Origin of the sequence: Odoribacter sp. Z80, assembly GCF_009935865.1 — a bacterium.
Taxonomy (GTDB): Bacteria; Bacteroidota; Bacteroidia; order Bacteroidales; family Marinifilaceae; genus Odoribacter.
Genome location: NZ_QWEL01000013.1, coordinates 28,508 through 43,249 on the forward strand (window position 1 = coordinate 28,508; position 14,742 = coordinate 43,249).

At 45.3% G+C, this 14,742-nt stretch carries 2 protein-coding genes; both read left to right on the forward strand.

Features of this window, described 5'->3' with window-relative positions:
• The gene (locus D1136_RS09310; RefSeq protein WP_161877368.1) at positions 1-3,027 is read left to right on the forward strand and encodes an FISUMP domain-containing protein; all 3,027 of its coding nucleotides are present in this window, start codon (positions 1-3) and stop codon (positions 3,025-3,027) included.
• A gap of 23 nt (positions 3,028-3,050) precedes the next feature.
• Complete coding sequence (locus tag D1136_RS09315; RefSeq protein ID WP_161877369.1) at positions 3,051-14,708, forward strand: immunoglobulin domain-containing protein; 11,658 nt, start codon at positions 3,051-3,053, stop codon at positions 14,706-14,708.
• Positions 14,709-14,742: the final 34 nt, after the last annotated feature.

Below are 14,742 nucleotides of genomic sequence, written 5' to 3' on the forward strand. Positions count from 1 at the left end.
ATGTCTAAGGTAATATGGACAGTGATATGTATTGTCATTTTATGTGGCAGTACATTGGCCAATGATGTAAAAATCAATGGAGAAGCATCCGTGCAACCCCTTGATGAGACGACGGCCCAGATTTCTTTTAAAGTGAGTTGGGAACATTCCTGGCGGGAGGGTGAGAATTGGGATGCAATTTGGGTGTTCGTGAAATATAAGCGGAGAGGAGTGAACGAGCCTTGGCATCATGCTTATCTGAAAGATTCCGATAACAACAGGGTTGCTTCTGCAGCGGGTGTGCCGGCTATGCAGGTACTGGCTGTGACCTCCACCGAAAATTGGGCTCAACGGATGGATACTCTCTATTTCGGGAATGATATACCAAATACTGTGAGGGGACTGGACCGGAAAGTGGTGCCTGGAGTTCTGATTTTCCGCAAGAAACCCGGAACCGGAAATATTGTAAATGCACCTGTTCGTCTGGAGTGGGATTTTAATGAAGGAGACTTGAACCTGTACAGTGAAATCACCCGCCAGGATATCCGGGACGGGAAAATAGAGATTTCCGTACAAGCCATAGAAATGGTGTATGTGCCGGTTGGACCTTATTATCTGGGTGACCGGCTTTCGGCTTATTCTTTTATCAATGAAGGGGCTGACGGGGCTTTGAGGATCTCTTCCGATGATGAGCAGATGCTTTACCGGATGGGAATAACGGCCGGAAGTACTTATGATAAGGCCTGGAAAGTACCAGACCTGTTTCCGATGGGGTATACGGGTTTCTATGCGATGAAATATGAAGTGTCGCAGGAACAATATGTCAATTTCCTGAATCGGTTGACGTTGAGAGACCAACGGAAACGGATCGGTCGCTCCCTGGAATCCCTGAATCCCGGGGATTATGTGTTTGGGGCTACCAAAAATCAGGAGGAACCTTCCTATCGGAACGGTATTGTCCTGCTGGAAAAATATTTACCATTGGATACGCCGGCTCTGTTTGGGTTTAATTTGAGTCCGGCTACTCCGAGCAATTATCCGGATGACGGGAAAAGCGTCGCTTGTAATTTTATGAGTCCTGAGGATATGTATACTTACCTGGATTGGGCTGGTTTGCGTCCTATGACGGAGGCGGAATATGAGAAAGGATGTCGTGAACGCGACCCTGCGGCTTTTGCCGTTGACCGGTCTTTTGCCTGGGAAACGCCGAATTATACCTCTTTGTCATGGACCGCTATACAACATCCCGGAGAGGAAAACGAGAAAGTAAGCGGGGGAGCGAACCTGAATGGACCGGTCAATGCAGCTGATATGTTTCCGGTGAAATGCGGTGCGTTTGCTGATGATGTTCCGGATATGGAAGGCTCCGGTGCTTCTCGCTGGGGATTAATGGAGATGACAGGTAATCTGGGTGAAATTTACTACAATGCCGAACATGCCACTGCATTTAATGGTGATATTTACGGAGACGGCAACATTTGGTCAACCCCGACTGTATGGAATGATTCGCTGATTGGATTGGATACTGTAATTTGGGTACCGGCCGGTTGGAATACGATGCATATCCGTTGGTGTATACCTTATGAAGATGTGTACAGTAAGTATGGAAACCCGATGTTTGCGATGGTGTGCCACAGTGTGGTTCTCAATGGTGGGTTATGGGGAGGTTATCATTCTGTGCATGTCGATTATTCTATACCTTTCCCGACAATCAGCTGGCCGGATTCCTGTCAGGATTTTGGGTTGAGGGGAGGATCTTTTGAGAGCACCCATGCAAATGAAATGAGCGTTTCCTACCGGGGAGATGCTGATTATTATAAAGACAAATCGGTAGATGCCCGGCTGTTATTTGCGGGATTCCGGGGAGGACGGGCTGTGCCTGTCAGGGAATTGCAGACGGGAGTGATTGCCGGACAGAACAAATTGAAACGGGATACGGCTGTGATGTGTGCGGCTAATCCTTATACGATTATAGAAACGGCTGTGGGGCAGGATGATGAGGATTCTGCGCTTTATGCATGGGAAATTAATGATGGAAATGGTTGGCGGGAATTGTCCGGAAAGACAGGTAGAGAACTGGTGATTGACTGGCCTCTGAATGATTCCGTGCCTTGGCATGAATATGTTTTCCGTCGTCATAGCGTTGCTGCCCATGCTGAGGGATATTCCAATGAGGTGACACTGTGTGCACCGGGAGTGATTGTCTATGACAACAAGAAGACCATAGAGATGGGGCAGTACGATGAATTGGTAAATCTGAATGTGGAGTTAGGTACTGTTGCAAGTGTGAAGGTTGAGTGGCTGGATGATTATACTTCGAAACCGGGTGTTTGGTATTCATTATATGACGACCCCGGTGTTACGGACACGAAATATTACGAGTTGCACCGGAATATGTTTAATTCGGCTGTGGCGTATGGAGATAACGGGGTGATTACTATTCGTACTACCGTGACAATAGGAAGTTGTTCTTTCCCCATTGAACGGGAGTTGTCCATGCAGAGATATGCTTATGTGACCATTGCCAACCCGATTAACGATGGCCGGGATGGGAAGGTTTACCAGACGAATGCCCTGGCTGATTCCCGGGTATGGATGGCAGAAGATTTAAGGTATCAGGTGGCAGCCGGAGCAAGCTGGGGTGCCGGCGGAGCAGATGGTAATTACACCAAAGCGCAGATTCAGGCAGCTTATGCCGGAAAAATCCAGTTGTGTCCGGATGGATGGGAATTGCCGACAGCAGGAGATTGGGAGAATCTGATGTATTTCTATGGGGACGGATTGACAATACCTTCCACAACTTTCCCCTGTTACTCTACAGGATATCTTTATGACCCTGCCTGTTCGAATCTGGTGAACGGACTTTATAAGGTGACCACCGGTGCTTCCGGTTTGTCGACTCCTTATGATGTCTTCTGGACAAAGGATTACAACACTTCTTATACATTCAATGTTTTCCCTGGCTGGGGAACTTTCTTCGGGAAGAACAGTGTTTCGGGGGAAACGTTGACTACGACTCATAAAGTACGGTGTGTGAAGAAAAAATAACGACAGAATTAAAAATATAAGCGATGAAACGCATATTCTTATTGATGGTAGTATTATTCTCTCTGCATACGGTGCAGGGACAGTTATATACCGGCGGTAAAGGTGACGGAGCTACTATGTCGTGTGTTCCTCCTAAGGTAACCACTTTGAGTGAGACCGAGATTATCTGTGTGGGAGATACCATTACCATGGCTATTTATGCAACGGGTTCGAATTTGCAGTATTTCTGGCAGAAATTTCAGGATAATTTCTATGTGGATTTGCAGGCTGATAACCGTTATGTCGGGTTAGGGACTCCTGTATTGCAGATTGTTAATCCGGAAAAGGAACAGGATGACGGATTGTATCGCTGTCTGGTAAAAAACAGTTGTGATTCTGATACCAGCGAGATTTTTGTGATAAAACTCAATACTGTTCCGAAAGTAGATTCGCGGATTTCCAATTCGGAGGCCATGGAATATATCTGTGCCAATCAATTCCAGAGCATAGACCTGATTACCAGTATATCGTCTGCGGAAAATGATCATCGCTACACCTGGGCGAAAATTGATACTATTTCGGGTGTACGTACATTATTGCCTGATACGACGGCTAACCTGACTGTGAATGTGTCGGGAGCCGCCCTGGATGCTGAGGGATTATATGTGGTGACGGCTGCCAATGGGTGCGGTTCCGTGTCCGATTCCGTGATTCTGCCGATTATCCGGAAACCGGAAGTTATTTGGCAAAATACCGTAGACAATGTTATCGCAACCTGTGTCGGAGAACAATTAAAGTTGTCGGCTATTATTAAAGGGGAGGCGAATACGATTATACTTCAATCCATTGTTTATGACGATTTACAGGATGAGTGGTGGGTGCAGTCGAATTCTTATCTGGCTTCTCCTTCGAAAAGTTATTATTCCGTTAATAAGAGTATGGAGGGGTATTATCGCTGGAAGGTTGAAAATAAGTGCGGGGAGGTACTCAGTGCCAATGTTTTTCTGAGTGTGGAGGGACGCCCCAGTTTCTTGACGCCTGCTGCCGAAGTATATCAATTCCCCCAGGATACGACCATTTGTGAGGGAAGTGATATTAAATTATGGTGTAAGGCTTCCGGTAGTGCTACCCGTTATTACTGGCAGAAGGATGGTGTGCGTATAGATGGAGCTGATACCAATGTTCTGGTATTGAAAAATGTGACTGTAGAGGATGAAGCGACTTATGTATGTGTTGCTTACAATTCCTGTATGAGTTCCGTAAAGAGCAAGCCGATTAAAGTGAACCTGCAGTTGCGGCCCCGCTTTTTAAGGGACCCTTATTTGTTGAGGAATGCTTGTCTGGGAGATACGTTGACACGTTTTAGGGTAGCTATGGATATAGAGCCGGCAGTGGACAGTGTCAGGTGGATGTATAACGGTAAGTTGGTCTATGATAACGGACATTACGAGCATACTGATGATACGGAGTTGTATTTGCACCATATCAGCCATGCAGATGTGGGATTGTATCAGGTAAGGGCTTATAATGAATGCGGACCTACCGATAGTAAATGGGTGAATTTGTTGGAGTTAGGTATGCCAGTGTCTTTCCAAAGCCGTTTGGAAGATTACAAGATGACTTTGTGTCCTGGTATAGAGCAGAAATTGTCTCTTTCCGTGAATGGCTCTGCTCCTATTCATTACAAATGGATTGTGAATGAGCATACTTATGATACGGATACGAATTTTGTTACAATCAAAGGAAACGATATTGTCGAAAAAAATAAATATTCTGTCTTTGCTTACAATGCTTGTGGCTCCGCCATTGACAGCGGTTTCTTGAATGTGGAACAATTTGAGCATTTTGATTTTGTCGGTGAAGGGGAATATTGTGAAGGGACCGACCCTGTGAGCCGTCTGGTCTTGAAAGGATCGGATACCTCTAAGGTGTATACCCTTTACCGGGAGTATGAGACGGCGGTGGAAACGTTCCGGGGAACCGGTGACTCCATTGTCTTTGAGAATCAGCCTGGAGGTACTTATTATGTGATAGCCCGGAATCCGAAGACTGAATGTATACAGGAGATGGACGGTCGCCCTGTGGTGGATGAAAAACCTGCTCCCAATAAGGCGAATTTCTTCATTGCTTCTTATTATTGTTTGGGTAGCGGAGGAGCAAAACTGGTGTTGGCGAAGTGGGAGAAAGATGTGATTTATCAGTTGCAATATAATACGGGAAATGGATGGACGGATTTGCCGGACCAGCGTTTTATCGGAGGAAAGTATGATTTTCCGCTGGCCTCCATGAATTCACCAGTGGAAGGTGAGCCAAAAGTATATTCCAATATGGGTGCCGGTGCCTATCGTATTGTTGCTGAGCGTTATCTGGGCAACGGGTGTCAATCCATTCTGACTTTGGAGGATTCCATTGAAGTGATTGCTCCGCCCTCTTTACATAAACTGTACGCAGTAAACGGAGATACCGTGAATTGTAACCGGGAAGTAAACGGTCAGCCTTATGAAGAGAAGGCCCAGCTTGAGGTGGATCGCTTTCTCAAGGGAGCAACATATACTTTGTATAAAAACGGAGCGCCTGATCCGGACCATCAGCCGGACCGTACTTCTCCGATTGGCTGGTCGCTGATTGATGAGGGTACTTATTATGTGGAAGTGGAAACCCGGGAAGGCTGTAAGGGAACAACCAATGAAGTGAGAATTCATAATGTGAAAGCTCCGGACTATATCACTCTTTCCGGTAGCGGTAGCCTTTGTGCGGATGAAGATACGGAGACTGACCATAAGACCTTGACATTGGATACTACCCAATTGGGAATAACTTATTATGTGTACCGGAAAGAACCTGCTAAGTTGATAGATGTGGTGGATGGAACCGGAACCCCTAAAGATGTGATTGTTCCGGCACAGCGTGCTACTTATTATGTAAAAGCTGTGGATGCCACGGGCATGTGTGCCACGACTTCCGAAGCAGAATATACTATGCTGGCCAGCAATTACCAGGTTTCCATGAATCCTGCGGATATTTTTCTGGATGGGAAAGGGTTGACTACCTGGTTACATGCAGATATTACGGGAGCTTATGTAGAACCGTTGGATGTGCAATGGCATGATGAAAAGCAATTGCAGCAAACGGGACTGGTGACGCTGCCGAATGTACAGTATTATAAGCATTACCATTGGCCTTTCTGCCCTTGTGCGGCTTATCATACCAGCTACGGAGATACCTGGGTTCATCAGTATGTGCATGGTCCGCAGTGTAATATGACCAATTGTCCTTACCTTTATCACAATTATAATCCGACCAAGAACGGATGTACTTATGTGGGAACGGAATACCAGACTTATACGAATTACGGATATGGGAAACGAGGTCCTTGGTATGACCTGTATTATTGTAAGGACGGAGTCGGTACCGATAAAGAGGAGCATTTTTATCAGAATGATACGACCAATCCGTTCCGCAATCGCCTGACCACACCGGTGAATGAGGACCGTATTTATACGGTAACGGTAACGGACGGGGCCGGATGTACCCATTCAGACCAAGTGGCAGTGAGGGTACTGGGAGGTAAATTACGGGCAGAAATTATTTCTTCCGAGGTGCACAAGCACTATGCTTATCCGTTCTGTCCTTGTTATGCCCAGCATAGCTATCCCCATTACTGTTCATCTCGTTGTAATGAAAACAATTGCGTCCGTTTATATCATGCCCATAAGCATGAAAACTGTACTTATCAGCGGACGGAGTATATAGAGTACAGGGGAAGTTATGTGAAATATTATGATTTGTACTATTGCTGTTCCAGCAATGAAGCGCAAGATACGGCTGTTTACCGGAAAGATGAGTTGTTTTTCTGTTCGGATGCCAGGGGAGGAGATTATAATTATGTGAAGAAATGGTCATTCTATTGTCCGGAGGATAACGCTGCAAGCTGGACCGGTAAGTTGGGAGATACCGTAAAATTTACGGCTTTGGAATCCGGATGGCTTTATTTGCAGGTGACCAGTATGGGCCAGGAAGTCCGGGATAGCATTTGGATTGATGTATTGCGCCGTCCTTTTACCGCTTATGTTCAGGATGCTGATGAAAACCGGATTGATACCCTGTATGTATGTAAGGGTGAAGAAGCCCGGTTGTATGGTTATACTGCCGGAGGTGATGATGATAATACCGTTATGCAATGGTGGGGAGAAGGTTATACCGGCCCAAGTACCCATTGGTGGATATTTAAACCGGAACGAAGCGGGAATATTATTTTTACGGCTATGAATGACGGTGTCGTTATTAAAGATACCGTATTCCTGAATTTGCAGGACCGTCCCGATTTGCCGGTGGTAAAAAATCCGGGTGTAAGATGTGTACAACCTAACGTAACCGAGTTGATCCGGGTGGAAGCTCCTACTGTTGTCGGTGCCAATTACATTCTGGAGTATAGTAATGATAACGGGGAGAATTTTGTGGAATACGACCGCGAAAATAATTCTGCAGGCGGGCCTATCGAATTCCGGGTAACTATGCCGGTAAGAGATGCCGGAATCTACCGTGTCAGGGCTGTTGGTAAGATTAGCGACCATGGTTGTGAATCGTTGTCAGAATTGATAGAGTTTATTACTCCTCCTGCTCATGATGCCTTGGTGTCTAATAGTTATTGCGACGGAGAATTAATGACTGTCCAGTTGCAACAACCGACGGCCGGGATGTCTTATTCTATTTTATCCAACCGCAACATCAATTTTGAAACGATAGATGCTCCCCGGGATTATTTCCAGAAACCGTTGATGGCAGGGGATTATAAGATTGTATATACCCGTAAAGGATTCAATGGAGTTTGTTCGGATACTCTGCCGATGATTATAGAAAAAGTTCCTTCGGCCCAATTGGTGGATGTGATTGTCAATAACGGAGCAGGGGCGTGTGAGGGGATGAATGCGGTGTTGACGATTCCGAATTCGGAAAGTGGAATCACTTATTATTTGGAATCACCGACCGGGGAACGGACTGAAATGTTTGTCGGAAACGGCGGTTCCCAGTCTTTTGATATGTCCGGGCGTTCTTACGGAACCTATCAGGTGAAGGGAGAATTTGGCGGATGTTCCACTTTGATAGATTATTTTACTTTTAACCGTAATCCTGAGGCACTGGATCAGCCTGATGTGAAGTATTGTTATGCTTACGGTATGGATAAAACCAGTGCAGGCACGGAACTGAAGTATACGACACTGGAACCGGATGTGACCTATTATTTATGGCATGACGGTGTATTGGAGCAGACCATTACGGGTCCCGGAGCCGGAACTTTTACCAACGTAACGGATGGTAATTATTCTATCATGGCGAAAAATGATGAGTCTTCCTGTTTTGCTGAAACTTCTTTCAAAGTGATTGCCCAGGAAGCACCCTATGCTTTCTCCTTTAAGATGAGTTGTGAGAAGAATAAAGTGCTTTATCTGGAATCCAGTCAGGAGAATGTGGAATATTATCTCTATCGGGATACGTTGCTTCTGGATTCTTTGATGGGAACGGGAGCGAAACTGGAATTCGGCGAACATAATATTACCGGAGTTTATCAGGTGATAGGAATAGACACCTTGACGGGATGTAGCGAAAAGATGAATGGTGACCTGATTGTCAACGAACTGGGTAAATGTAGCCTGGAGCAGACTGATCCGCTTTGTGGTATGATGGATGCTACGGAATTGGTATATCCATGCAGCAAGAAGGGATGGTCTTATTATATTAAAGATATTACTGACCCTTATAATCCGTTGGTCAGTGAGACTAAGGATGGAAATGGGGCAACCCTGCGGTGGAGTTCGATGGGAACGACGACTAATCTTTTCCGTCCGCACTGGCTGAATCCTTTCCAGTGGATTCCTTCTGAGTATGTATTATACGGTAAGGATATCTGTGGAGATGTGGCATTGGATACGATCCGGATTTCTCTGGGTGAGAAACCTTCCGGTGTATTGGAGGTGGAAGGTCATTCAGCTACTTCTAATTTTATGAGCATTGTTCAGATGTCGTCCTGTGAGAATCAGGATATGGAATTCTTTGCTTCGAATATAAAAGAGGGGATGGAGTGTACGTTTATTGGAGTGAAATCCATGTATTACCGCGATACGTTGAGGCAATTTGTGGCTACATCGGAAAATATCAATAAACAAAGTTTGGGTATATTCCGGGGATATAAGGAATATCAGTTGCATATTTCTTCCGGTGATTGTGAGACGGTTCTTACAGTAGAAATGGTATTTAAGGTAATGCCACAGCCGGGGTTACTGAACGGACAGAGTGTATGTCAGAATGAAGGGACTCTGGATATCAGCCTGAAAAGTAATGATGGTTACAATTATTATTTGATGAGGGAAGGATTGGAGACACCGTTGGATACGATCTTGTGGGATAACCTGGCCAATCTGGGATTTGCTTCTCAGACAGAAGCCGGACGTTATTATGTTATTGTGGAAAATGTAGAGCCGTCAGCTAATGGGAAGTTTACTGCGATCTGCCGTGATACGATGTTGAGTACTTTTGCAATTGGCGATGCTCCGAAAGTTTTCCATGTTTCTTCAGCTCTGGACGGGAAACAGGAAATTTATCTCTGTGACGGAAATATGGAGAAAATAAAATTGGCTGGTTCTGAACCTACAGTAGATTATATCCTTTGCCGTGATGGTGATGATAATTTATACGGAGAATGGCAGCACCGCTCAGAGGGAGGCTTCCTTGAATTTCCGGTGAAAGAATCCGGAAAATACAAAATCAAGGGAGTGTTGGGAAGTTGTGAGCAAATCATGGATGATAGCGTCATTGTGTATGCGGATCAGATTCCGGATTTAAAATTGTATGATGAATATTACTATTGCCGTGATGAGGAAGGCGGGGCTAAGATTGAGATTTTCGAAGCGCCGGTATTGTGCAAGGCTGATTTGAGAGATGCCGGAATGTATGGTAAAATTCTGGAATCAGATACCGTACATTACTGGGGTGATACCCTGGACTTCAAGACAAAATGTCCGGCCGGTGATCATTATGTATTGACTATTACGACCCGTGGAGGATGTCGTTTCAGCCATCCTTTCAAGGTGTATAAAGTAGACCCGCCGAAGCAGTTTGAGCTTTTGGCTACTTCTTCGGCTATTTGTGAGGAAGAGTGTATGAGTATCGGTGTGGCCGGCGATGAACCGAGGGTGGAATATGCCCTGATGAGGGTGACGGATGAGGGACCGGTACAGCATGATGAAAACTATATCCTTGGATATGGAGACCGGGATACTTTGTGGTTCCCCTACCGGGTTTGCGATGTGGGTAAATACTTTGTTGTAGCGACTCAGTATGACCGTCCTCATTGTTCTACGTTGATGAAATTCGCACCTGATGATACGTTGGTATTGAATGATATAGATACGATTCGTTATTGTGATTTCACAGAACATGAGTTGCATTATTGTGTCGGTGGAACGGGAGTTTCCATTACTTTGGAGAATGCCCAGTTGGGAGTGGATTATGAATTGTACAAGGGAGAAGAAAACCTGGCGACTACCTTTACGGATTTGAGAAAAGTGGCTACTTATGACGGAGAAAATCTGACATGGACAGAACTTTTGGCAGATACAGCTTGTTCTAAAGACGGTATAGACCGCTATACGACTTACCGGATATTGGCCAGGAGTCAGATGAGTGGTTGTACCAAATGGATGAAAGGGGAAGTGAAGGTGTATGCGGACGGGGAAGTAGACCTGACGGCTGTTACACAACCTTATTATGAGTTCTGTGAAGGTGGCGATTTGCTGTTAAAAGCGAGAGCTGCCGGATGTGGTCTGAAGTATGTATGGAAGATGTCTAATAATAACGGAATTCAGATTGTGGGGAATGAGCCGGATTTATACCTGAGTTCTCTGCCGGCAACTAACTCTGGTTCTTATTATTGTGAGATTGCCAATGCGTGTGAGATGAAACCTACTTCACCTTATATTCAGGTGAATGTCCGTCCGGAAGGGAACATGACCCCTGTCGGAGCTCAGAGTCTTTGTGAAAGCGAACGGGCTATTCTGTACAGCCAAATGACGGATGTATACGATTATGCCTGGTATAAAGTGGGTCAGGATTCTATCCTCAGCCGGAACAGTTTTCTGGAATTTGATAGTGTGACCATGGATATGGCGGGAGAATATGTTTGTGTGGGTGGAAGTTTGTCGAAGAATGCTTGTAATATTTTGTATGATACCATTAAAGTTACGGTTCTGCGGAATATCGGAAATGCCAATATCGTACAACGATATGACACTGTTTGTGCGGGTTCTCCTCTGACGTTGAATTTAAGCGATCAGTTGCCGGAAGGGTATAAAGTGCAATGGTATCTGAATGGTCAGATTATCCCCAAGGCAACGAAGTATAATTTCTCCAGAATACCGATGTATACTTCTCATGAGGGTGTTTACGCTGTGCAATTGTCCAATAACGGTTGCGGGAAACAGGATTTGATACCAGTGTCCAAGGTAAAGGTCGACACGCTCATCAATTATGTATGGCATACGGAAGATAAATATTTGTGCCAGCCTCACGATATACCTTTGTCTATTCGTACTTCTCCGATGGACGGAGTTACTTTTGACTGGTATCAGATTATTTCAGGCTCCGGGGAACAATACATTGGTTCGGGGAGTGATTTCAATGCACCCTTCCCGAAAGAAGCAGGGCATGTAACTTATAGGGTTTACTATTATAATTCCTGTCCTGCAGATTATTATACGACTCTGAATCATCAGGATGTGGAAGTTAATATTGCTACTAATGTGGCTTTTGTGAAGAACCTGCCGGATGAGATCTCGGGTTGTGAAGGTGAACGGGCAGATACGACCGTGACAGTGGAAATCAGCGGAACACTGGTCTCTGATTATGTATGGACCTTTACGCCTGCTTCTACGGCACGTGTAGATACGGTTGCAATGGGTTCTTCAGATTTTTCTTATACTATTCCGTATGATAAGGAACATTCTGGTTTGTATACTTGTACGGCGAATACCAGTTGCGGACGTCTGGTATCCAATGCCTGCTGGGTTAGAGTGAATACTCCGGTAGTCATTACCGAAGACCTGACTCCTGCCAGAGGAAAGATGTGTGAGGGTAGTTATTATTCTCCGAAGCTCACGGCTACGGGTAGTGATTTGCAATTCCGATGGTTTATAACCTATCCGGATGGTTCGGTGGATACTGTACGCAGAGGAATGGGATATGACTGGGAGGCTACCGATCAGTTATCATTGCTGACAGATGTTAAATATGACGGTGCTCAATTGCAGTGTGTGGTTAGGAATAATTGTGGGGAAGCGTTATCTACTCCTGTAACATTGTCAATTGTTGCTCCCCGGGAGATCAATGTCACTCCTCCTGAAACCTGGTTGTGTTGTGATTCGACGGCCAGAGTGGAAGTGGAATTGTTGAACGGGGATGGCGGAGCCTGGAGTTACAAACTGCAGAGGAATGATCTGAATCCGACAAGTTATAGTGTGGATGCCGGATATATAAAAGATACCGTGGATGGTTTACTTTCCGGTAGTTATGCAGTTACCGATTTGTATGACGGTATCTGTGATTACAAGGATAAGGTGATGAAGGAATTTAACATATACGATGTGCCCAGAGGTGTAGTACATTTCGGTCTTGCCTCCGGAGGCCGGGATACGATGATTTGTGCGGGTGATAAAGTACCGATGTATATTAAAATTACGGAGGGGACCGGACCGTATAGGGTAGCGGTATATTATCAAGATAATACCATGACTGAGCCGGCCATTTATAATAAGTGGTTTGACACTAATCCATTTAATTTGTCGACTTCGGAAGCGATGAAAGGGTATTATTTTGATATGACTGTTGCTGATAATGTGGAATTAACTGTAGTTGTAACGGATAGAGCAAATAATAAGATTGCAGAAGGATGTATCATCCCGGTAGAGGCAGACCAGAAGATTAACGTGAAATCGACGGCCAAGCTGAGTGTCAATTGGGGTGGTTGGTCGCAAAATATCGGAGAGTGTGAACTTGATGTAGACCTGAGAGCTCTGTTGAATCCGACACCGGCCAATGGTATTTTCCATATTTCCAAGCTGGCCCCCGGAAAGACTGATCCGGTAGAAACTTTTGACCGGACGTGGGCGTATGCTCATATCCTGAAGAGTGACGGTCCGGGAACTTATGAAATCCGCTATTCTTTGGGCGGTGTTTGTGATGAAGCCACCAATACGGCCTTGACGCTGACTGTCGATTCATTGCCTTATGCCGTGATAACTCCGTCGGATACGACTTTGTGTTGCGGTGCCGGTCTGAAATTGTATGCCAGCATGCGCGGAGCCGTGCCTTTCGATAGCCTTTTGATAAGGACGGAACGCTTGCTGGATGACCATACGACTACTTCCGGTAGTCAAATGTATACATTGGCTGATCATACGCCTTTGACTAATCCGCAATGGGTAACTTATAGCATGAACTCGAATTGTTCGGATTCCATCAGCCGCTATGTAGCTGTGGATGTGGTGGACGGCCATGGTTGCCACATGAATCCGGCACTTCAAAATGAAGCTTTGGTTCGTGTACACAAGTTGCCGACAGTGACGGTTGAAGGTATGCATCCTTCTTATAATAACGGCATGTGGGATGCTTATACCTCTTTGTATAGTCTGAATACCGATGATAGTGTGAGGGTTAAGGTAACGATGAATGGTTTCACGCCTTGGGTATTGAACCTTGCTTACCGGGAAGACGCTTCTTCTGCTGCGGCTGATAGTGTAGATACCTATACGGTTTATGCACATGATACCACTTTGATGTTGAAGAAGGAAGGGGTCTTCCATTTCGTTTGCAATGAGGTGAACGGCTGTGCTCCTATGGGGGGTGCTGTGATGAGGACTGTTAAGTATGCTCCTTCGGGATATATTAAGATCCGGCATCTGTATTTGGGTGGTGCTTTGGCCAATCTGGCCGGAACCACACCGGCATACTATCATATGCCGACCATGTCTTCCAATTTAGCATATCTTCCGGATTTCCCGCAATATGCCGATGCTGTCCGCTTCCCGGCTTTTGCGACGAATTTTACAATCCGGAAGTCTCAGATTGTAGACTGGATTTTTGTGGAAGCCCGGAAATTGGATGTAACCACTTCCAGCTGGTCGGTTGTTGACCGTGATACTTGTTTGTTGTTGAATGATGGTTCGGTTGTGAATCGTAATTTTAATAATAATATTGAGTTGAAAGGTACCGGAGTAGTCGGAGAGAAATTCTATGTTGCCGTATTCCACCGGAATCATTTACCGGTTATGACCAATCAACCCTCGTTGTTTAGTACGACAGGTATCGGTACGCCGATTGATTTCGGACTAAGTGCGAATAATTACTATGTCCGGGGTGGCGTGTTGTCGGACCATGTCTGGGATTTCTGGACAGTAAACGGACAAACGTTGTGGGTGATGGCTCCGTCCTACCAGCAAATCAATAAGACCGATAAACTGGTTAGTCTGTCCAATTCCACGAAGGCTTTCTTTGTAAACTTGATGACGATGGTACCGGGGTATCATATTTGGGATGTTACGTTTGACGGTCAGGTAACCGTGCCTCCTGTGGCAGGAAGTCCGGCGGGGTATGAGGATGCCTGGATTTTGTTCCTGAATCGTGACAGGTATTCCGAAATTGAAGAATATTGATAAAAAATGAATAAAATATCAAATAAAAGGATTT

Bases quoted from the DNA above. Each gene is read 5' to 3' on its own strand.
- D1136_RS09315 (WP_161877369.1), top strand. From the start codon at position 3,051: ATGAAACGCATATTCTTATTGATGGTAGTATTATTCTCTCTGCATACG.
- D1136_RS09310 (WP_161877368.1), top strand. From the start codon at position 1: ATGTCTAAGGTAATATGGACAGTGATATGTATTGTCATTTTATGTGGC.